The following is a 22,123-nucleotide window of genomic DNA, read 5'->3' on the forward strand; positions in this document are numbered from 1 at the left end:
CATGACAATGAAGTTCGGGCAGCAGGATCGACCGAAAGAGCGCGCGCCGCGCAAGGCGAGGGGACGCACAGTGCGATCGCTTGTGGCGCACCGGGCTTTTGCGCCCATCCTCGGATTGTGGGGCACCATGCTGGCCGGTTTGACCGTTATGGTCCTCCCGTCAGCCCTGATCGAACAGGCGCTGAGTGGAACGATGATTGGCGCGTCGGGCCTGCCGCTTCAGCCGATTGCGGCTGCCATTGCGGCGCTTTTGCTGGGCGGCGGATTGTTCGCAATTGCCGCTGGCGCAAGCCTCCGTGCCCGCCGCCGCGCCGGAGAGCCATCCATATTGAAGCGCGCGATCCACCCAATCGACCCGTTGCGCGATCTCGGCAGCAGCAGCCTTGATGATCCGATTGAGACAACCCGCTTCGCTACGCCGGCCTGGCTCGATGCAGAGATGCTAGACGTCGCGCCTGAGACGCAGAGCGTGCCGCGTGAGCTTAATCTGGCCGAATTTGCCGAACTGCCCGGTCGCAATGCGGTGTGGGTGGAAGATGTGGCAGAGCCCGTCGCCCAACACGCGCCTGAGCCCGCACCCGAGCCGCTGCCGGTCGCTGAACCGGTGGCCGACGAACCCGTCACTGACACCGCCGTTACCGCGCTGCATCAGGCCGCTACCGTGCCCGATCCCGGCACCGCTGCGCTCGCCCGTCTGCGCGCGCAGCCGACTAGCGAGCTCAGCATGGCCGAGATGGTCGAACGCTTTGCTGGTGCGCTCCACGAACACCGCACCAGCCCACCGACCCGCGCGCTGACCGCCGCCGATCTCGCCGCACGCGAAGCCGCGCTCGCCGAGGCGCTCAAGGCGCTCGCTGCACTGAGCGGGGAAAGCACTAGCGATGCGGCCAAGGAACCGCTCCGAGCGGCTTTGGCCCAGCTTCAGACGCCGCGCAAAGTCGGGGGCGGGTTGGGCTGAGCCGGGATACTGGCGCAAAAGCTGCAACCAAACCCGGCTGGGCGTGCATCATGCGCAATCTAACGATAGTCTGAATAGGTCTGCGAGAAATATTACTTCGCGCAACCCCATTGCCAAACCCGCATCCTGTCGGCATGAGGGGGCCGAAAACGGGCAAGAGCAACCCTGCAAAGGGCTGGGCGCGCCCGATAGACCTGCCAAGAGGCGTGTTCCCTGCGTGAGCTTGTCTGCCGCAGAGTTCGCGCCTGTCGGCATCTGACAGATCGGACTTTTGCCATGGGATACCCTTCCTCCCAGGGTCTCTATGACCCCGCCAATGAACATGACGCCTGCGGCGTCGGCATGGTTGCGCATATCAAGGGTGAAAAAAGCCACGCGATTGTTGCGCAGGCCTTGGACATCCTCGACCGCCTGGATCACCGCGGCGCGGTGGGTTCCGATCCGTTGCTGGGCGATGGCGCAGGCATCTTGATCCAGATTCCCGATCCGCTGATCCGCGGCTGGGCCGAAGCCAATGGCCACGATCTGCCCGCGCCGGGTGACTATGGCGTCGCCATGTGCTTCCTCCCCCAGGACGATGCCGCGCGCGATTTTGTCAAGGCGCGGATGGAAGCCTTCACCGCCAAGGAAGGCCAGTGTTTCATCGGCTGGCGCGAAGTGCCGACCACCATGGACGGGCTGGGCGCGGCGGTGATCGCGTCCATGCCGGTGATCGAGATGGCGGTTATCGCGCGCGGGTCAATCTGCGCCGATCAGGACGCGTTCGAGCGCAAGCTGCTCACCATCCGCAAGCAGGTGCAGAACCCGCTGGCGATGCTGGCTGAAAAGCACGGCCTGCCGGGCGTGACCGAGACCTATATCCCGAGCTTCTCGACCCGCACCATCGTCTACAAAGGCCTGCTGCTGGCGACGCAGGTGGGCAGTTTTTATGACGACTTGCGCGATCCGGCCTGCGTGTCGGCGCTAGGCCTCGTCCACCAGCGCTTTTCCACCAACACCTTCCCCAGCTGGCGGCTCGCACACCCGTTCCGGTTCATCGCCCACAACGGCGAAATCAACACGGTGCGCGGCAACGTCAACTGGATGAACGCCCGCCGCCGCACGATGGAAAGCGAGCTGCTCGGCCCCGATCTCGACAAGATGTGGCCGATCATCCCGCACGGTCAATCGGACACCGCGTGCCTCGATAACGCCTTGGAACTGCTGATTGCAGGCGGATACAGCCTCGCCCACGCGATGATGATCCTCATTCCTGAGGCGTGGAGCGGCAATGCACAGATGACGCCCGAACGGCGCGCGTTCTACGAATATCATGCGGCCTTGATGGAGCCGTGGGACGGCCCGGCGGCGGTGTGCTTCACCGATGGCCGCCAGATCGGCGCGACGCTGGACCGCAACGGACTCCGGCCCGCGCGCTTCTGCGTCACCAAGGACGATATCGTCTGCCTCGCGTCTGAAAGCGGCGTGTTGCCGTTTGCCGAGGAAGACATCGTCCGCAAGTGGCGCTTGCAGCCCGGCAAGATGCTGCTGATCGACCTTGAACAGGGTCGCATCATCGAGGATGACGAGCTCAAGGCCGAACTCGCCAATGCCGAGCCCTATGCCGAGTGGCTCCAGCAGGCGCAGTACAAGCTGGAGGACATCACGGATGTCGTGCCTGAGCTTGCTGCAATTCCGGCTGAGGAAACCACGCTGCTGCAACGCCAGCAGGCGTTCGGCTATACGCAGGAAGACATCACCCGCTTCCTCGAACCGATGGCCGTGGATGGTGACGATCCGATCGGATCGATGGGCACCGATACGCCGATTGCCGTGCTGTCTGACCGCGCGCGGCTGCTCTACGATTACTTCAAGCAGAACTTCGCGCAGGTCACCAATCCGCCGATCGACCCGATCCGCGAAGAGTTGGTGATGAGCCTCACCAGCATGATCGGCCCGCGCCCGAACCTGCTGGGCCGCGATGCGGGGACGCATAAGCGGCTCGAAGTGCATCAGCCGATCCTCACTAACGAGGATCTGGCCAAGATCCGCTCGGTGGAGGAAGCGCTCGACGGCGCGTTCCGCTGCGCCACCATCGACATGACATGGGATGCCAGCACTGGGGCCGAAGGCCTTGAAATGGCCCTGAAAGAAATGTGTTGGGCCGCGACCGAAGCGGTGTTGCAGGATCACAACATCCTCGTTCTGTCTGATCGCGGTCAAAGCGAAGCGCGCGTGCCGATGCCGGCGCTGCTTGCGACGGCGGCAGTGCATCATCACCTCGTGCGGCAGGGCCTGCGGATGCAGACCGGCCTCGTGGTCGAAACCGGCGAAGCGCGCGAAGTGCACCACTTCTGCGTGCTCGCAGGCTACGGCGCGGAAGCGATCAACCCCTATCTCGCGTTTGAGACAATCGAGGCCTTGCGCGTGAAGCGTCATGCGGATCTGCCCGCCTACAAGGTGCAGCAGAACTTCATCAAGGGCGTGGGCAAGGGCATCCGCAAGGTCATGTCCAAGATGGGCATTTCGACCTACCAGTCGTACTGCGGCGCGCAGATCTTCGACGCGGTCGGCCTGTCGACCGAGTTCACCCAGAAGTACTTCACCGGCACCGCCACCACCATTGAAGGCATCGGCCTTGCCGAAGTCGCCGAGGAGGCTTTGCGCCGCCACGGTCAGGCTTATGGTGACAACCCGCTGTATGACGGGATGCTCGATGTTGGCGGGATCTACCAGTACCGCCTGCGCGGTGAGGAACACGCCTGGACCCCGCAGAACGTGGCGCAGTTGCAGCACGCGGTGCGCGGCAACGACCCGAAGAACTACGCCGAATTTGCCGCCAGCATCAACGAACAGTCCGAACGGCTGCTGACGATCCGCGGCCTGCTGGAGTTCAAGAAGGCCGATAGGCCGATCCCGCTCGACGAGGTTGAACCCGCAGCGGAAATCGTGAAGCGGTTCTCGACCGGGGCGATGAGCCTCGGCTCGATCAGCCACGAAGCACACTCGACCATGGCGATTGCGATGAACCGCATCGGCGGACGCTCGAACACGGGCGAGGGCGGGGAGGAGCCCTTCCGGTTCAAGCCGATGGCGAACGGGGACTCGATGCGCAGCCGCATCAAGCAGGTCGCCTCGGGCCGGTTTGGTGTGACGACCGAATATCTCGTCAATTCGGACGACATCCAGATCAAGATGGCGCAGGGCGCAAAGCCGGGTGAGGGCGGCCAGCTGCCCGGCCACAAGGTCGACAAGCGCATCGGCGCGGTGCGGCACTCGACGCCCGGCGTGGGCCTCATCAGCCCGCCGCCGCACCACGACATCTATTCGATCGAAGACCTCGCGCAGCTGATCCACGATCTCAAGAACGTGAACCCGGTCGCGCGCATCTCCGTGAAGCTGGTGTCCGAAGTCGGCGTCGGCACGGTCGCGGCGGGCGTGTCCAAGGCGCGCGCGGACCATGTGACGATTGCGGGCTATGACGGCGGGACCGGCGCATCGCCGCTGACCTCGCTGACCCACGCGGGTTCGCCGTGGGAGATCGGCCTTGCCGAGACCCAGCAGACCCTGCTGCTCAACGATCTGCGTGAACGGATCGCGGTGCAGGTCGATGGCGGGCTGCGCACCGGGCGTGATGTGGCCATCGGCGCGCTGCTTGGCGCGGACGAGTTCGGCTTTGCCACGGCACCGCTGATCGCGGCCGGGTGCATCATGATGCGCAAGTGCCACCTCAACACCTGCCCGGTCGGCGTTGCCACTCAGGACCCGGTGCTGCGCGCGCGCTTCACCGGTCAGCCGGAGCACGTGGTCAACTACATGTTCTTCGTCGCCGAGGAACTGCGGGCGATCATGGCCGAGATGGGCATCCGCACTGTCGCCGAGATGGTGGGCCGGGTCGACCTGCTCGACACCCGCCGGATGCATCGCCACTGGAAGGCGCGGGGGATCGACCTTGCGCGTATCCTGCATCAGGTGGAGATCAAGGAAGGCGCCTCGCTGCGCCAGCGCGGCACGCAGGATCATGGGCTCGAAGGCGCGCTCGACAATCAGCTCATCGCCGATTGCCGGAACGCCATCGACACCAAGGCACCGGTGCAACTCGCCTACGACGTGCGCAATGTGAACCGCACGGTAGGGGCGATGCTCTCGGGCGAGGTCGCCAAGGCGCATGGGCATGAGGGCCTGCCGACCGACACGATCCGCATCAACCTGACGGGCGTGGCCGGGCAGAGCTTCGGCGCGTGGCTGGCCCACGGGGTGACGCTCGATCTGGTCGGTGATGCCAATGACTATGTCGGCAAGGGCCTGTCAGGCGGGCGCATCATCGTGCGCCAGCCCGCCGAGGCACCGCGCAACGCTCAGGACAACATCATCGTCGGTAACACGGTGATGTATGGCGCTATTGCGGGTGAGGCCTATTTCAACGGCGTCGCAGGTGAGCGGTTCGCGGTGCGCAATTCGGGCGCCATCGCGGTGGTCGAGGGCACCGGGGATCACGGCTGCGAATACATGACCGGCGGCGTGGTGGTGGTGCTCGGCAAGACCGGGCGCAACTTCTCGGCAGGCATGAGCGGCGGGATCGCCTATGTCTATGACCCGGACGGCGCGTTCACCGATCTGGTCAACCACGCGCAGGTCGATCTACTGCCGATCGCGGCAGGGCCGGATGTCGAGGAAGGCACCGGACGCCCCTCGCAGCGCCCGCGCTCGGTCAATGACCTCGGCATGGGCGATATGCTGCGGCACGATGCTGAACGACTGCGCATTCTGGTCGAACGCCACCAACTCCACACTGGTAGCAAGCTTGCGGGCGCGCTGCTGGCCGATTGGGACGCGGCGCTGGGCAAGTTCGTGAAGGTGATGCCGCGCGACTACGCCGCTGCGCTCAAACGGCTCGAGGCCGAGCGCCACGAGGCGGAAAGCGTCGCGGCGGAGTAGTTTGATTTAGCCTCGTCATTGCGAGCCGAAGGCGAAGCAATCCATCGACCGAGGACGTGAGTTGAAAACAACGGGTCATGGGTTGCGGCGGGGCCTGCGGCCCCTCGCAATGACGAATTTAAACGAAGGTAAAGACACGTGGGCAAGGAAACCGGATTTCTCGAGCTGGACCGCCGTGAGCGGGATTATCTCGATCCCAAGGAACGGCTGAAGAACTACCGCGAATTCGTCATCCAGCCGGATGAAGGCACGCTGGCGGGGCAGGCCTCGCGCTGCATGAATTGCGGTATTCCGTACTGCCACAATGGCTGTCCGGTGAACAACCTGATCCCGGACTGGAACCACCTCGTTTACGAGGCGGACTGGAAGCGCGCGCTGGCGATGCTGCATTCCACCAACAACTTCCCGGAATTCACCGGCCGCATCTGTCCCGCTCCGTGCGAGGCGGCGTGCACGCTCAACATCATCGACCAGCCGGTCACCATCAAGTCGATCGAATGCGCCATCGTTGATCGCGGGTGGAAAGAAGGCTGGATCCACCCGCAGGTGCCTGCGAAGAAGACCGGCAAGTCGGTTGCGGTGGTCGGCTCTGGCCCGGCAGGGCTCGCCTGCGCGCAGCAATTGGCGCGTGCGGGGCATTCGGTCACGGTGTTCGAAAAATCGGATCGCGTCGGCGGCTTGCTGCGTTATGGCATCCCCGACTTCAAGATGGAAAAGCACCTCATCAACCGCCGCGCCCAGCAGATGGAAGCGGAAGGGGTGACGTTCAAAACCTCGAAGGAAGTCGGCGTCGACATCTCCTTTGCCTCCCTGCGCGAAAACTTTGATGCGGTGGTGCTGGCGGGTGGCGCAGAAGATGCGCGCGCATTGCAGATACCGGGCGCCGAAATGTCGGGCGTGCGGCTGGCGATGGAATTCCTGACCCAGCAGAACAAGCGTGTCGCAGGCGACGATGAGCTCCGCGCCGCGCCGCGTGGCTCCCTGCTGGCGACCGGCAAGCACGTCGTCGTGCTCGGCGGCGGCGATACGGGGAGCGACTGTGTCGGCACATCGAACCGGCAGGGCGCATTGAGCGTCACGCAGCTCGAAATCATGCCCAAGCCGCCGGAGAAGGAAGACAAGGCGCTGACCTGGCCCGATTGGCCGATGAAGCTGCGCACCTCGTCAAGCCATCAGGAAGGCGTCGAGCGCGACTGGGCGGTGCTGGCCAAGCGCGTGCTGGGCGATGGCCAGAAGGTCACCGGCCTCGAATGCGTGCGCGTCGAGTGGGTTGGCGGGTCCATGCAGGAAATGGCGGGCAGCGAATTCACCATCCCGGCCGATCTGATCCTGCTGGCGATGGGCTTTGTGGGGCCGAAGAAGGCCGGATTGCTCGAACAGGCCGGCGTGACGCTGAGCCCGCGCGGCAATGTCGATGCCGACACGGAAAGCTACGCCACCAGCGAACCCGGCGTCTTCGCATGCGGCGACATGCGGCGCGGGCAGAGCCTTGTGGTTTGGGCGATCCGTGAAGGCCGGCAAGCCGCGCGCAGCGTGGATGAGGCGTTGATGGGGGTAAGCGAACTGCCGCGCTAAAGGGCGGGGGCGCCCCTGCTACCAGCTATGTCAGGCTGCGCATTGTGTGGTATCCTCCGGCCATCTCGGGGGGAGAATCACTATGCGTCTGACTGTCTCAGCTTTCGTCACGCTCGCGGGGCTTGGCTGCGCCGCCACGCTGGTGTCGACCACCGCCCTGTCGCAATCATCAGCCAACCCTCCGGTGCGTTACGCGATGGATGCCGCCACCATGAGCGGCATGGGCGCGATGGCAAGCGGCGGCGGGTTTGGGGCGATGATGGGCATGATGCGCGGTCGCCCGCCCGAAGCGGTGCGCACGCTGCTGTTGCAGCACGGCGCGAGCACCACGGCGCCCAAGCCGCAGGCCGATCACTTCATGCCCCAAGGCGCGGGCCTCGGCACCTCGCTGCGGCTGCTGCCGCCGGCCAAAGCAGAATACGAGGGAACCCCGAGTTTCGAGCGGCCGAGCGGGCGGCTGCTGCTCTACTGGGGCTGCGGCGCGCGTGCACCCAAGGGACAGCCGGTGGTGATCGATTTCGCCAAGCTTGCCGCCGGCGAGATGCCTCCCGGCCTGTTCACGAGCGGCGTCAATCTGCCCGAAGACTGGACCATGACCATCTCGGGAAGCAAGACCTACACCTCTTGGCCCCACGGCAAGGACAATAAGTCGGTCCCCGCCAATGGATCGCTGCTCGGCGCGCATCGCATCGCCGCCAACTACTCCAAGGAAATCAATTTTACCCTTGGCGAGGATTTCATGCCTCCGCTGCAAGCTCGCACCAGCGATGTCGCAGGCGGTGCCAGCAATCTCGCGTGGACCGGGCTCGACAAGGCGACCGGCTATTATGCCTGGGCGATGGGGGCCAAAGGCATGGGGCGCGGCGGTACGCCGACCGAAATGGTGTGGTGGGCCTCATCGAAACAGCAGGCCTTCGGCGGCCCGCTGTGGGATTGGATCTCGCCCGCCGGGGTGCGCAAGCTGATCGCAGCCGGAACGGTCATGCCGCCCGAACAGCGCGACTGCACCATCCCTGCCGAGGTGATGCAGGCGAGCGGGGAGGCGATGATGGTCAACCTCCAGGCCTATGGCCCGCAGGTCGATTTTGCCTATCCGGCGCGTCCGGCCGATGCCCGCAAGCCCTGGAACCCCGAATGGATCGCCCGCGTGCGGTTCCGTTCGTCAACCATGCTGCTCCCGGGGATGGAAGGCATGGCCGGGAGCATGGGGGGCACGGATACCGCTGCCGAGGGGAGCGGGGAACCGCCTAAGCCCGCCAAGAAGAAGTGCAAGGGGCTGAAGGGCATCGCCGAACGCGCGGCTGGGCTTTGCGAGTAGGCGCGCAAGTGGCTTTGCCCAATCCCCATCTTGGTGCATTAATGCAGTAATGCACCAAGATGGGAGGCGCTGCATGAAACTTCTGAAGACTTTGGTCGGGATCGCCGCCTTGGTTGCTGCGCCTGTGTTGGCTGAAGACGCATCTGGTGTGCAAGCCGCGTCCGATGATGCGTCGGAACCGGTGCAGGTCATGGTTCTGGGGATGTATCATTTCGCCAATCCCGGCCTTGATGTGGTCAAATTCAACGTCGATGACGTCCTCGCGCCCAAACGGCAGGCGGAAATTGCCAACCTTGTGGATAGTCTTGCCCAATGGGCCCCCACCAAGATCGCTGTCGAGAACGAGGCTGCGCCGCCGACACTCGCCTTGCCCGACTATGCTCAAACTGACGCGCTGCTGGCGACCGAGCGCAGCGAAAGCGTTCAGATTGGCTTTCGCCTCGCTCGGCAGCTCGGCCATGAGGCTGTTTATGGCCATGACGAGCGAGGGGGAGAGGGCGAGCCCGACTACTTCCCGATGGGTGAGGTGCAAGCCTTTGCCGAGGCTAACGAAATGATGGATGAGCTTGCGGCGATGTTTGCCGAAGTCGAGTCCATGACGACTGAACAACAAGAGCAACTGGCGAGGCAATCGATCGCCGAATCGCTGTTCGCGCACAATGACGGCGCGGCCTTGGCGCTGATGCACGACCGGCTTTACTACGCGCTGCTCCGCTTTGGCGACGGCAACAAGCAACCCGGAGCCGAGCTCAACGCCTACTGGTACATGCGCAACGCGAAGATATTCGCCAAGATCGCGATGGTGGCTCAGCCGGGTGACCGTGTCCTTGTCCTTGCGGGTAGCGGTCATGCCACGTGGCTGCGCCATTTCGCCGAGCGTGTTCCGGGATTCGAACTGGTCGAAGCGATGCCCTATCTCGAACGTGCGGCGGAGCGTTCGCGCGTCGCTGCGCCTTAGCCCTTAATCAAACCCCACGAAGCGCGCGGCCTCGTCCACGCTTTTGCGCAGGCTCACCACAGCGTTCGCCGGGAAGTCCGGATCGGGCCATCCAAGTGCGACCGCTTTCATGATCACCTGATCCTCCGGAATGCCTGCGTGTTCGCGCACCACTGGGCTCTGCATGATCCCTTGCGAGTTGATCACGCAGCCCAGCCCGCGCGACCACGCCGCATTGACCAGCGCCGTCGTCACTGCACCGCAATCGAAGGCGGTGTCATCCGAGCCGCCCAACTCGCGGTCATAGGTGACGATCACGCACACCGGCGCGTCGAACTGGCGGAAGCCGCGCAGCACCCAATCCTGCCGCGCGTCCTTGTCATCGCGTTCGATCCCCATCGCGCCGAACAATTGCTTGGCGACTTCGACCTGGCGATCGCGGTGGACGCCCGCAAACGCCTCGCCCCGCCGGAATTCGCGGCTGTCGGGGACTCCGGCGAGAATGTTGTCGGTGTTGCCCTTGCGGATGCGGCCCAGTGGCTCGCCGGTGATGACGTGGAAGTGCCAGGGCTGGGTGTTCATGGAGGTTGGCGAGCGCATCGCCATAGTGAGGATCTCTTCGATCAACGCACGCGGCACGGGCTTGTCGAGATAGCCGCGAATGCTCCGCCGCTCGAGGACGATTTCACTGTAAGTCTGGTCAGGCGTGCCGCCCATTTTTCTCTCTCCCGAATCTCTGTTCCGGGAGGCGTTAGCCCAGCCGGAGCGCCGCTCAAAGCACGCTACGGCAAGGGGACGGCGATTACGCTGCTTCTGCCAGCCGCAGCTCCAGCCGGTCCCAGATTTCCACCAGCGCCGCCGTCAGCTCGTCCATCATCTCATCGGTATGGTGCGGGCCGGGGGTGAAGCGCAGCCGCTCGGTGCCGCGCGGCACGGTGGGGAAGTTGATCGGCTGTACATAGACGCCGTACTCGGCGAGCAGGACGTCGCTGATCTTCTTTGCACGGATCGGATCACCCACCATCAGCGGGACGATGTGGGTGACAGAATCCATCACCGGCAGGCCCGCTTCGGCAAACTTCAACTTGAGCATGGCGGCGGCGCGCTGCTGCGCGTTACGCTCAACGCTGCTCTCCTTGAGGTGCCGCACCGAAGCGAGCACGCCCGCCACTAGCACCGGCGACAGCGAGGTCGTGAAGATGAACCCCGGCGCGTAGGAGCGGATGCAGTCCACCACCTTGTGGCTCGCCGCGATATAGCCGCCCATCACGCCGAATGCTTTGCCGAGCGTGCCTTCGATGATGTCGATCCGGTGGGCCGCACCGTCGCGCTCCGAAATGCCGCCGCCGCGCGCGCCGTACATGCCGACCGCGTGAACCTCGTCGATATAGGTGAGCGCGTTGTACTTTTCCGCGAGGTCGCAGATCGCGTGGATCGGGGCGACATCGCCGTCCATCGAATAGACGCTTTCGAACGCGATCAGCTTGGGCGTGTCGATGTCGACGCTGGCGAGCAGTTCTTCGAGGTGCGCCACGTCATTGTGACGGAACACCTTCTTGTCGCAGCCCGAATTGCGGATGCCCGCGATCATGCTGGCGTGGTTCAGCTCGTCCGAGAAGATTACGCAGCCCGGCAGCAGCTTGGCGAGCGTCGAAAGCGTTGCGTCGTTCGAGACGTATCCGCTGGTGAACAGCAGGGCCGTGTCCTTGCCGTGCAGGTCGGCGAGTTCATTTTCCAATTGCACGTGGAAGTGGGTGTTGCCGCCAATATTGCGGGTGCCGCCTGAACCTGCCCCGACATCATGCAGCGCAGCTTCCATCGCGCCGATCACCTTGTCGTGCTGGCCCATGCACAGGTAATCGTTCGAGCACCAAACCGTGATCGGCTTGGGACCATTGTGCCCATGGAAACAGCGCGCGTTGGGATAGGCGCCCTTGTTGCGCATGATGTCGATAAAAACCCGGTACCGGCCTTCTTCATGCAACCGGTCGATGGCGGAATCGAAGATCTGATCGTAGTTCACTCGCATCTCGCTGCTCTCGCGGCCGCTCACGCGGGCGCTACGTTCCTGCCGTGCTTCTTTTGTCACGCCATAACGTGCCAGACGGCGGTTGGTTTCGCGCGATTATCTAGGGTGCGAGTGCAGTTTTTGCCACAGCGATCTTTGCGAGCGTTTCGCAAGGCTGGCGGCATCAATCAGAACGCTTCTGCCGGGCCGAATCCGCGCGTGGCGAGGGCTTCTTCCAGCCCTTGTGCCCCGGTCAGCGGCCCGGTGACGACGAAGCGGTTGGGGCCTTGCGCGGCGAAGCTCTGCCCTTCAAGCAAGTGGGCGATCCGGCGCGCGATACCCTCGGCGCCGTCCACTTGGGCGACATCGCTCCCGAAGGCAGCGGCGAGCTCATCAGACAGCAACGGGAAGTGGGTGCAGGCGAGCACCAGGGTGTCGATGTCCGCTCCGCCCGGCATGGCGGCAAGCCGCGCGTGAACGTCTGCGATCAGCGCCGGATCGACCGGCTGCCCGCGCAGCTTGGCCTCGGCAGCGGCAACAAGGCCAGGAGCCGCGACCCGCAGCAGGCGCTTTCCGCTGGCAAACTGCGCTTCGAGATCATCGACATAGGCCTGCCGGATCGTCGCTTCGGTCCCGACGAGGCCTATGGTGCCGGAGCGGGTAACCGCAGCAGCAGGCTTGATCGCTGGTACGGTGCCGACCACCGGAATCTCCAGCACATCTCGCACCATGCCCAGCGCGATGGTCGATGCAGTATTGCAGGCAATGCAGGCAAGCCGCGGCTGATACCGCTCCGCCATCCGCCCCAGCAACCCCGCAACCCGCGCGGCGATCTGGGCTTCGGTCTTGGTGCCGTAGGGCAGGCCCGCAAGGTCGGCGGCGTAAATCACCGGAGCCTCGGGCAGCGCCTTGCGCAAGGCGTCGTACACGGTCAGCCCGCCGACGCCGGAATCGAACAGCAGGATGGGGGATGTGGCCTCGACGTTCAAAAAAATCTCCGTTCCGGCTGAGCTTGTCGGACACGAAGTAGGCCAAAGGCCAACCCTCGTCCTTTTCTTTTTTCACATGGCCATTAGAAGAAAGGGCGGCCGTTGGGCAATGCCCGCCCTTGCGGGTCGACAAGCTCAGGGCGAACGGGACGGGTCTGATGGAATTGTTTTTCGCCGCGCTTTTAGGCTTCGCGCTCGGCTCGATCCCCTTCGGTCTGATCCTCACCCGTGCAGCCGGGCTGGGGGATGTGCGCAAGATCGGTAGCGGCTCGATTGGCGCGACCAATGTGCTGCGCACCGGCAACAAGGGGCTGGCTGCGGCAACGGTACTGCTGGACGCGGCCAAGGCGGCGGTGCCGGTGCTGGTCGCCGGACACTTCTGGCCCGGCACCGAAGGCGTAGCCGCGGTTGCGGCGGTTGCGGGGCATTGCTTCACGCCGTGGCTCGCATTCAAGGGCGGCAAGGGCTTTGCGAGCGCTGCTGGCGCGCTGCTCGCGTTGGCGTGGCCCGCGATGCTGGCCTGCGCTGCGATCTGGGCCATCACCCTGTATGTCAGCCGGATTTCCTCGGTGTCTTCGATGGTGACAGTGGTCGCATCGCCGCTGGTGGCATGGGGGCTGGGCTATCCTGACGCCATCCCGCCGCTGATTGCGATTGCTGCCATCGTGCTGGTGCAACACCGCGCCAATATCGGGCGATTGATGCGCGGGGAGGAGCCGAAGGTGGGTTCCTCGGGCAAGGCATGATCCTTCCTCACCCTTCGTCATGCCGGCGCAGGCCGGGACCCAGAGCGGCAAGCGCAGCCCGGTGGGTCACTGGGCCCCGGCCTTCGCCGGGGTGACGAGTATGGAAGAGGTCGCACTCAAACTCACTCAAGCAGAAGCTTTCGCGCGCATTCGTCTGCTGCGCTCGCCCAATATCGGGCCGGTGAGCTATCGCCAATTGCTGGCGCGGTTCGGCACAGCGGCGGCGGCGCTCGACGCCTTGCCCGATCTGGCGATCCGGGGGCGGGGGCCGTATCGCCCAGCCAGCGTCGAGAGTATCGAGCGCGAAGTCGCGGGGGTCCGCCAGGCCGGGGCGCGGTATCTGTTCCACGATCAGCCTGATTACCCTGCGTTGTTGGCCGAGCTGGACTCTGCTCCGCCGATCGTCACCTGTCGGGGCCGCTTGTCGCTGGCAAGCGAGCCCTGCGTCGCGCTGGTCGGCGCGCGCAACGCCAGCGGGGCGGCGGTCAAGCTGGCACGCGATTTCGCCGCCGCTCTGGCCGAGGCGGGGTTCACTGTCGTATCCGGCCTTGCGCGCGGCATCGACGGCGCGGCGCATGAAGGCGCGTTTCCGCAGACCATTGGGGTGATCGCCAGCGGCATCGACATCGCCTATCCGCCGCAGCACACCGCATTGCAGGAACGCATCGCGACAGACGGCCTGCTGATCGCTGAACAACCTCCCGGCACCGAGCCGCGCGGGCGGCATTTCCCCTCACGCAACCGCATCATCGCCGGGCTTGCCAGTGGCACGTTGGTAGTCGAGGCCGCGCCGCAATCAGGCTCCCTCATCACCGCGCGGTTGGCGGGCGAGGCGGGGCGCGAGGTGATGGCGATCCCCGGCTCTCCGCTTGATGCACGAGCGAGCGGCTGCAACCAGCTGATCCGCGAAGGCGCGGTGCTGGTGCAGACCCCGGACGAGGTGGTGGAACTCCTACAAAGCTTCACCGGCGCCCCGCGTTCGCGCTTCCGGGTGGGGGACGCGGCGGCTGACTTCGACTACGCCGAACTCGCCAAGCTCAACTGGGGCGAGGCGCGGGCCGATCTTTCAGGCGACATCGCCAACCTGCTGACCAACGCGCCGGTCGCCGTCGATGAATTGATCCGTCAGACAGCCGCCACCGCAGCCGAGGTGCATATGGCACTGCTGGAACTGGAACTGGCGGGCGAGTTGGTGCGTGAGGCTGACGGGGCCGTCCGCCGCGCCGGATAAGCGCCCCCTTGCACAACCCGCTTGACGCTGTAAGCCGCGCCGCTCCACCCTCGCGCGTACACACGTAAGGGACACCCCGGCACTATCATGCAGCTTGTCATCGTTGAATCCCCCGCCAAGGCAAAGACCATCGAGAAATATCTCGGCAAGGACTTCAAGGTTCTCGCCTCCTATGGTCACGTCCGCGATTTGCCGCCCAAGGATGGCAGCGTCGATCCCGAGGCTGACTTTGCGATGGAGTGGGAACTCTACCGCGACAAGCAAAGCCGTTTCAAGGAAATCGCCGACGCGGCCAAAGGCGCAAGCCGCCTCGTGCTGGCGACTGACCCTGACCGCGAGGGTGAGGCGATCAGCTGGCACGTGCTGGAGCTGCTGAAGAAGCGCAAAAGCGTCCCCGCCAATGTGCAGCGCGTCACCTTCAACGCGATCACCAAGCAGGCTGTGACCGAAGCGATGGCCCGCCCGCGTGAGCTGGATCAGCCGCTGATCGATGCCTATCTGGCGCGCCGGGCGCTCGATTACCTGTTCGGCTTCACTCTCTCGCCCGTCCTGTGGCGCAAGCTGCCCGGTGCCAAGAGCGCGGGCCGCGTGCAGTCGGTCGCGCTGCGTCTCATCGTCGAGCGCGAGCGCGAGATCGAGGCCTTCCGCGCGGACGAATACTGGAGCGTCGTCGCGCGAATGATGCACGACGGCACCGAGTTCGATGCGCGCCTCGTCAAGTTCCGGGGCGATAAGCTGGAGAAGCTGAGCCTCGGCCAGCAGGGCATCGCGATGGAGGCGAAAGCCGCTGTCGAAGCCGGACGCTTCACCGTCGAAGGCGTTGAAACCAAGCCGCTGAAGCGCAACCCCGCGCCGCCATTCACCACCTCTACGCTCCAGCAGGAGGCCGCGCGCAAGCTGGGATACTCGGCGCAGCACACCATGCGGCTGGCGCAGAGCCTCTACGAGGCGGGCGCGATCACCTATATGCGGACCGACGGCGTGCAGATGGACATGAGCGCGATTCTGGCCGCACGCGATGCGATTGCTGCGCGCTTCAGCGAGGATTACCGCCCCGAAAAGCCGCGCATGTACAGCACCAAGGCGAAGAACGCGCAGGAGGCCCACGAAGCGATCCGGCCGACCGATTTCACCCGTGAGCGCGCCGCGAGCGGCGACGAGGGCAAGCTCTACGACCTCATCTTCAAGCGCGCGATGGCGAGCCAGATGGCGACCGCGCAGCTGGAACGCACCACGGTGACCTTCCGCGATGCGACCGGCCAGCACGAGCTGCGCGCCACCGGGCAGGTGGTTCGCTTCCCCGGCTTCCTTGCGGTCTATCAGGAAAGCTTCGACGATAGCGATGATGAAGACGGCAGCCTGTTGCCGGTGATGAAATCGGGCGATTGCCCCGCGAAGCGCGCGGTCGATGCCACCCAACACTTCACCCAGCCGCCGCCGCGCTTCTCGGAAGCGTCGCTGGTCAAGCGACTGGAGGAGCTCGGCATCGGACGTCCGTCCACCTACGCCTCGACCATCCAGACCCTTCGTGACCGCGCCTATGTGCGGATGGAGAAGAACCGCTTCTTCGCCGAGGAATCCGGCCGGTTGCTGACCGCCTTCCTCGAGCGCTTCTTCCCCACCTATGTCGCCTATGATTTCACGGCGGGCATGGAGGACGAACTCGATATCGTCTCGGACGGGCGTGAGGATTACAAGCTGCTGCTCGCCCGGTTCTGGAAGGACTTCAAGCCCAAGGCTGACGAGGTGATGGAGAAGCTCCCCTCGGAAGTGACCGAGGCACTGGACGAATATCTCTCTGACTTCCTGTTCCCGCCGCGCGAAGACGGCAGCGATCCGCGCGCCTGCCCGCTCTGCGCCAGCGAGGGTCGCGCCAATGGCCGTCTGGCGTTGCGCGGCGGCAAGTTTGGCGCCTTTGTCGCTTGCGCCAATTACCCCGAGTGCAAATACACCCGCCGCTTTGCCCAGCCGGGCGGCGAGGGTGAGGGCGGGGCGGATGACGGCATCATGGGCCAGCACCCTGAAACCGGCGAGGACATCCACCGCAAGACCGGCCGCTTCGGCCCCTATGTCCAGATGGGTGACGGCAAGGAAGCCAAGCGCGCCTCGATCCCCAAGGACTTGGACGATTTTGATCTGGATTGGGCGGTGAAGCTGCTCGATATGCCGCGCATCATCGGCGCGCATCCGGATACGGGGCTGGAGATCGAAGCCAATATCGGGCGTTACGGGCCCTATCTGCGGCACGATGGCAAGTACGGCAAACTCACCAACACCCGCGAAGTGTTCGAGGTGGGGATGAACCGTGCGGTCGATCTGCTGGCGCAGGCCGCCAATCGCGGCGGGGCGACACGCGGGACGTCGGAGCCCATCGCGACGCTCGGCGCGCACCCCACCAGCGGCGGGGAGATCAAGGTCATGCCGGGCCGCTATGGACCCTATGTGACCGATGGCACCACCAACGCCACGATCCCGCGCGACGCCAAGCCAGAGGATGTAACGCTCGAACAGGCGATCGCACTGATCGACGCGCGCATCGCTAAGGGTCCGCCGGCCAAGAAGGGCAAGAAGAAAGCCGCGCCCAAGAAGGCTGCTGCCAAGAAACCCGCGGCCAAGAAGGCGCCCGCGAAGAAGAAGGCTGCGGCCAAGAAGGCCTGACAAAACGACGATCTGAGAGCCGGAGGGCGACAAAGACCCTTCCGGTGCTCGGTCGTTTGCAAATAATAAAGCATTTGGACCTTACCACGGTGGCCGGAAAAAGGGCTCCCGCCGTGATAGAAATCGAAATCCAGAACGAGACCCATCAGACCCAGAGCCGCATCCGCTTTGCTGCGGTGCCGCGCATCGGCGAAGGCATCCGCCTGCGCGAACCCGATGGGATGTGGGCAAGCTATGATGTGCTCGACGTGTGGTACCAGAAGGCCGAATTCGGCGATGTCTGGATGCCCTATCTTCACATTCGCATGACGCCCGGCGAAGAGGTCGGCACGCTCGACTCCGCCGATCCCTATTCCGACGATTACGCCGCCAAGGCGTATGAGTCGGGCTTTGCGACAATGGGCGGGGGACGGTAACCGTGCAGAACCTAATCAAGCGCAATTCCGGCCCCAATCGCCGCACTGTGACAGATGGCAAGACGCTGGCGGAAAAGCTCGCGCAGAACGAAAAAGTGCTGGCCGCTGCTGCCGACGAGGACGAAGCCCGCGTCGCCGCCGAGCCTGCCGTACCGCCGCGTCCGGCCCCGACAGGTCAGGGCAGCGCGTCCGAACCCGACGATACCGCCGCGATTGTCGCTGCCGCCAAGGCGATGCGCGACCGCTATTCCGGCCAGCCAGCGCCCGCGGCGACCGCCAAGACCTGCCTCATCGTCGATGACAGCCGGGTGATCCGCAAGGTATCCAGCAAGATCGCATTGAGCCTCGGCTATGTTCCGGTCGAAGCTGAAAACGGCGAGGAGGCTTTGGCGCGCTGCAAGAAGTCGATGCCCGATCTGGTGCTGACCGATTGGAACATGCCGGAAATGGACGGCATCACCTTCGTCACCAAACTGCGCTCGATCCCCACGCCCAAAGAGCCGGTGGTGGTGTTCTGCACTTCGAACGGCGAGGCCCAGGACATCCATGATGGCATCGCGGCAGGTGCAGACGACTACATCGTCAAGCCGTTCGACGAGGCTGCGTTGAAAGCGAAGCTGGAGAAGCTGGGGCGGGGGTGAACCCTCCACCCGTCGCCCCGTGCTTGACACGAGGCTTGGCTTTTCTTTCTTCGAAATTAACGTAATATCAGCCGCTTGGAAAAGGGTGGCTGGCTATACATCATGGCGAACCGCTATCGCGGCGGCATGTATATCGGCGTCACTGCCGATGCCATCCGCCGCGTGCACCAGCACCGCGAGGGCGAAGGCTCCCAACATGTGCACGATTTCGGCAAGCGGCGGTTGGTCTATGTCGAGCACCACGAAACAATCGAAGGCGCGATCGCTCGCGAAAAGCTGGTCAAGAAATGGCGCCGCGAATGGAAATTCGCGCTGATTGAGGCGGATAATCCCGATTGGGATGATCTGTGGGATCAGTGGTTCGCGCCCCGCGCACCAGAAGATTAGCCAAGCCCCGTGTCAAGCACGGGGCGACGGGTTTGGTGAGGGGGCAAGGCAACTATCCCCTCAATCGTCGCCCCGGACTTGATCCGGGGCTTGGCTATTCTCATTCAAGTGTCGGTAGGATGCCTGTCTGGTCGAGAGATGCGTCCAGCAGCTGACAAGCGCGGCTCCGAAGTGCCGCTTTCCAGGCTCGTCGCTCCAGCTCACTTAGCGGCATTGGCTCATGCCGTTTTGTTATCTCTCGGTCTCTGGACATCGGAAAGTCATGAAACTTAACCCAGTTCTCTGGCAAAACTTGCATGTGGGCATGCGCCACAAGATTCCGGAAGTGAAAGTCAAAATCAACTTTGTGCAACACTGTAATGGCCAAATGCTCAAATCTTGCAAGCGGCCCAAACTGAAAAACTCTTCGTAGATACTTTATCCGAGCTGGAAAAGAGAACGGGTATTGCTCTCGAACATCGATGTATTCGCTCATCTTAGATGCCCTTATGCAAAGGACAGATAGTCGGTAGTCGATTTCGCTGTGGGCAGAAATGATCGCGCCTCGGAAGAGTAACGCAGCTTCGACGTCTCCCCGCGTCGACCATGGGTTCACCTCAACCGCATAAGCACTCCGAGCTTGGTTTCTCGGAGGCTCGCGAAGGAATGCCTGAACCGGTCGTCTGTAGAAGTCGGAGACCATCGTTCACCGCACCCAATCGAGCCCCATCTCCTCGAAGATCTCCTTATCCTCGGCCCAGTTCTCCAGCTGCTTCACATGGAGATAGAGGTGCACCGGCACGCCCAGCACTTCGCTCAATTCCTTGCGCGCCGCCGCCCCGATCTGCTTGATGCGCGCTCCGCCCTTGCCGAGTACGATGGCGCGCTGGGTTTCGCGCGCCACCACGATCTGCTGGTGGATTTCGATGCTGCCATCTTTCCGCACCTCGTATTTCTCGGGCCGCACCGCGCTGTCATAGGGCAGTTCCTCGTGGAGCTGCTGGTAGAGCTGTTCGCGGGTGATTTCGGCGGCGAGCAGGCGTTCCGACGCATCGGAGACCTGATCTTCGGGATACATCCATTCGCCTTCGGGCATCATGCCGGCCAGCGCGTCCTTCAGTTCCGGCACCCCGTCCCCCGTCAGTGCCGAGACGAAGTAAATCTCGGCAAAATCGACCTTGCCCGCCAGATCCTGCGCGAGCGCCAGCATCGGCTCCTTCTTGGAACGGTCGACCTTGTTGATGACGAGGATTTTGCGTTCCGGGCGGCCCGCCAGTGCCTCCAACAGCGGCTCCAGCTCGTGACGGCGCTGCTTGATCGGATCTACCAGCAGCAGCACGGCATCGGCGCTTTCCGCGCCTTCCCAAGCGGCGCTGACCATCGCGCGGTCGAGCCTGCGGCGCGGCGCGAAGATGCCGGGGGTGTCCACCAGGATCATCTGCACGCCTGCGCCGTCCAGCTCATGCAAGGCGATGCCGAGCATCCGCGCGCGGGTGGTCTGCGCCTTGGCGCTGGTGATCGCGACCTTCTGGCCGACCAATTGGTTCACCAGGGTCGATTTCCCGGCGTTCGGCGCGCCGATCACGGCAACGACTCCGCAGCGGGTCGGGGGGGACGAGGGGGGTGTCTGAGTCATGGTTCGATTGTATCCGTTCGCCCTGACATTGTCGAAGGGCTGTTTCGAAGGAGTGGGCAGCGATTGGCGCGGCTTATGCAGGCGATGACGCGGGTTATGCAGCGGTTGTCCGGCGTCAGCCTAGGGGTAGGGCGGAGGGGCCAGCAATGTTTCACGTGAAACATATAGAGAACATGGCCGCACTACCTCATCCGAACGCCTCCAGAAATGCCTTGGCTGCGAGCCGTTCGGCTTCGCCCTTGCTGGTGGCGGTTGCCTCTGCCGCGCCGACATTGCGCACGCTGACCTGCACGGTGAAGCGGGCGGCATGGTCAGGGCCGCTGCGGTCGATAACTTCGTAGAGCGGAGGCGCACGCCGGTTGCCCGCGGCCCATTCCTGCAACGCGCTTTTGGGATGCTTGGACTTGCCCTCGTCGCCTTCCAGCTCATGCGACCACAGGCGGTAGATCATGGCCTGCGCGGCGTCGAAGCCACTCTCGATGAAGCAGGCGCCGATCAGGGCTTCCATCACATCGCCAAGGATCTTGTCGCTGTCCGCCCCGCCATCGTCACGCGCCTGCTTGCCGAGGCGGATGTGGACGGGAAGGTCAATCGCACGGGCGATGCGCGCGCAAGTCGCCCCGCTGACGAGCGCATTCAGACGCTGCGAAAGCCGCCCTTCGGGGGCATCTCCGGCGCGGAACAGCCAGCTCGCTACCGAGAGCCCCAGGACCCGGTCACCCAGAAACTCAAGCCGCTGGTAATCGGCGACTTCCGCGCCTGAGCCGTTGAAGCTCCCGTGGGTGAGCGCCTCGATCCACGGAGCCTCGTTGGCGATGACAAAGCCTTTGGCCTCAAGCCATTCGCGGGTCGCGGGGGCGAGGCCGGTCACAGCGTGTCTCCGATCCGGTCCCAGCGCGCGGCGGAAAACCATGTCCACGGCTTGCCCCAATCGGCACTGCCATCGGTCGACCAGACGATGATCGCGGCGCGCCCGACCAGCAGGTCTTGCGGGACAAAGCCGACCCCGTCGCCGGCCACCGCCGGAAAGCGGCTGTCGCGCGAACTGTCGCGGTTGTCGCCCATCACGAACAGGCGGCCCGCGGGCACGGTCACCTCGGCGAAGCCATCGTAAGGGGTGAGGCCAAAATCGAGCGTGGTGTAAGACGGGCCGCCCGGCAGCGTCTCGCGGAATGCAGTGTAGCGGCACACTTCCATGCCGTCCGCCCCATCGGCCAGATCGCCGCCCCAGGCGCAGCCGGTATTCGACGATTGCGCCACCGGCACGTCGGCGATCCGTTGTCGCGGCAGACGCGCGCCGTTCAGCACGACCTCGCCGCCGATCACCGCCACCCGGTCACCCGGCAGGCCGATCACCCGCTTGATATATTCGCGCCCGTCGACCGGGTGCTTGAAAATCACGATATCCCCGCGCTCGGGCGTGCCGGGCAGCAAGCGTCCGCTTGGAAGCGGCAGATCGAAAGGCAGCGAATGGCGCGATATGCCATAGGGCCACTTGGCCGCCAGCAGGTAATCGCCGTTCATCAGCCGCGGCAACATGCTCTCCGATGGGATGGAGAAGGGCGAAAACACCAGCGTACGAAACGCCAGCACCGCCAGCAGCAGCTTGATCAGGAACCAGACGAAACCGCCCCAGCTCTCGCGGGCACGGGCGCCATCTGCGGCAGGCTGGCCTGCGTCGAGCGTTTGGGCCTCAAGCGATTGGGTCTTAACATCCATCGTCTCTG

Annotated in this window: 18 protein-coding genes; 11 read left to right on the forward strand and 7 right to left on the reverse strand. The window is 64.3% G+C overall.

The genetic code is table 11. From position 1 onward, the window contains the following. Position 1 precedes the first annotated feature (1 nt). The 5 genes from GRI59_RS08305 to GRI59_RS08325 all read left to right on the forward strand — a co-directional run bounded on the left by GRI59_RS08305 (position 2) and on the right by GRI59_RS08325 (position 9,726). Positions 2-958 carry a hypothetical protein gene (locus tag GRI59_RS08305; RefSeq protein ID WP_160760752.1) on the forward strand — a complete coding sequence of 319 codons (957 nt, stop codon included), beginning with the start codon at positions 2-4 and terminating at the stop codon, positions 956-958. Positions 959-1,234: 276 nt separating this feature from the next. Continuing rightward, the gene (gene gltB, locus GRI59_RS08310; protein WP_160760753.1) at positions 1,235-5,875 is read left to right on the forward strand and encodes a glutamate synthase large subunit; all 4,641 of its coding nucleotides are present in this window, start codon (positions 1,235-1,237) and stop codon (positions 5,873-5,875) included. A gap of 138 nt (positions 5,876-6,013) precedes the next feature. Next, positions 6,014-7,450: a glutamate synthase small subunit gene (locus tag GRI59_RS08315; protein ID WP_160760754.1), complete on the forward strand. Its 1,437-nt coding sequence runs from the start codon at positions 6,014-6,016 to the stop codon at positions 7,448-7,450. A gap of 82 nt (positions 7,451-7,532) precedes the next feature. Next, positions 7,533-8,768, forward strand: a complete 1,236-nt coding sequence (locus GRI59_RS08320; RefSeq protein WP_160760755.1) for a hypothetical protein — start codon at positions 7,533-7,535, stop codon at positions 8,766-8,768. A 73-nt stretch (positions 8,769-8,841) separates the two neighbouring features. Further along, entirely contained in the window at positions 8,842-9,726 is an 885-nt protein-coding gene (locus tag GRI59_RS08325; RefSeq protein ID WP_160760756.1) for a DUF5694 domain-containing protein, read from the forward strand. Positions 9,727-9,729: 3 nt separating this feature from the next. Here GRI59_RS08325 and GRI59_RS08330 read toward each other — a convergent pair whose 3' ends face one another. The 3 genes from GRI59_RS08330 to murI all read right to left on the reverse strand — a co-directional run bounded on the left by GRI59_RS08330 (position 9,730) and on the right by murI (position 12,702). Then, on the reverse strand, positions 9,730-10,422 hold the full coding sequence (locus GRI59_RS08330) for a nitroreductase (protein WP_160760757.1): 693 nt from the start codon (positions 10,420-10,422) through the stop codon (positions 9,730-9,732). An 85-nt stretch (positions 10,423-10,507) separates the two neighbouring features. Continuing rightward, a complete protein-coding gene (gene hemA / locus GRI59_RS08335; RefSeq protein ID WP_160761570.1) occupies positions 10,508-11,728 on the reverse strand; it encodes a 5-aminolevulinate synthase in 1,221 nt (406 codons plus the stop codon). Positions 11,729-11,901: 173 nt separating this feature from the next. Beyond that, positions 11,902-12,702, reverse strand: coding sequence for a glutamate racemase (gene murI, locus GRI59_RS08340; RefSeq protein WP_202390942.1), 801 nt, complete (start codon positions 12,700-12,702; stop codon positions 11,902-11,904). A 158-nt stretch (positions 12,703-12,860) separates the two neighbouring features. Here murI and plsY point away from each other — a divergent pair, with 158 nt between their 5' ends. From plsY to GRI59_RS08370, 6 genes are all read left to right on the forward strand, one after another. Further along, a complete protein-coding gene (plsY, locus tag GRI59_RS08345) occupies positions 12,861-13,448 on the forward strand; it encodes a glycerol-3-phosphate 1-O-acyltransferase PlsY (RefSeq protein ID WP_160760758.1) in 588 nt (195 codons plus the stop codon). Between the two features lie 100 nt (positions 13,449-13,548). After that, entirely contained in the window at positions 13,549-14,679 is a 1,131-nt protein-coding gene (dprA, locus tag GRI59_RS08350) for a DNA-processing protein DprA (RefSeq protein WP_160761572.1), read from the forward strand. Between the two features lie 87 nt (positions 14,680-14,766). Further along, the gene (topA, locus tag GRI59_RS08355; RefSeq protein WP_160760759.1) at positions 14,767-17,337 is read left to right on the forward strand and encodes a type I DNA topoisomerase; all 2,571 of its coding nucleotides are present in this window, start codon (positions 14,767-14,769) and stop codon (positions 17,335-17,337) included. Between the two features lie 113 nt (positions 17,338-17,450). Continuing rightward, entirely contained in the window at positions 17,451-17,753 is a 303-nt protein-coding gene (locus GRI59_RS08360) for a hypothetical protein (RefSeq protein ID WP_237440748.1), read from the forward strand. Positions 17,754-17,755: 2 nt separating this feature from the next. Further along, the gene (locus GRI59_RS16000; RefSeq protein ID WP_337190249.1) at positions 17,756-18,394 is read left to right on the forward strand and encodes a response regulator; all 639 of its coding nucleotides are present in this window, start codon (positions 17,756-17,758) and stop codon (positions 18,392-18,394) included. A gap of 66 nt (positions 18,395-18,460) precedes the next feature. Beyond that, positions 18,461-18,781 (forward strand): GIY-YIG nuclease family protein, encoded by a 321-nt coding sequence (locus tag GRI59_RS08370; RefSeq protein ID WP_337190272.1) that lies wholly within the window; start codon positions 18,461-18,463, stop codon positions 18,779-18,781. Between the two features lie 100 nt (positions 18,782-18,881). On the opposite strand, the gene GRI59_RS08375 is transcribed toward GRI59_RS08370, so the two are convergent. From GRI59_RS08375 to lepB, 4 genes are all read right to left on the reverse strand, one after another. Further along, on the reverse strand, positions 18,882-19,256 hold the full coding sequence (locus GRI59_RS08375) for a hypothetical protein (RefSeq protein WP_160760761.1): 375 nt from the start codon (positions 19,254-19,256) through the stop codon (positions 18,882-18,884). Positions 19,257-19,466: 210 nt separating this feature from the next. Beyond that, on the reverse strand, positions 19,467-20,396 hold the full coding sequence (gene era / locus GRI59_RS08380; RefSeq protein WP_160760762.1) for a GTPase Era: 930 nt from the start codon (positions 20,394-20,396) through the stop codon (positions 19,467-19,469). A 187-nt stretch (positions 20,397-20,583) separates the two neighbouring features. After that, complete coding sequence (rnc, locus tag GRI59_RS08385) at positions 20,584-21,267, reverse strand: ribonuclease III (RefSeq protein WP_301749730.1); 684 nt, start codon at positions 21,265-21,267, stop codon at positions 20,584-20,586. After that, positions 21,264-22,115 (reverse strand): signal peptidase I, encoded by an 852-nt coding sequence (gene lepB, locus GRI59_RS08390; protein WP_160760763.1) that lies wholly within the window; start codon positions 22,113-22,115, stop codon positions 21,264-21,266. The genes rnc and lepB overlap by 4 nt, the downstream gene beginning before the upstream one ends. Between the last annotated feature and the right edge of the window lie 8 nt (positions 22,116-22,123).

The sequence above is a fragment of the Erythrobacter ramosus genome, from assembly GCF_009828055.1.
Classification (GTDB): Bacteria; Pseudomonadota; Alphaproteobacteria; order Sphingomonadales; family Sphingomonadaceae; genus Erythrobacter; species Erythrobacter ramosus.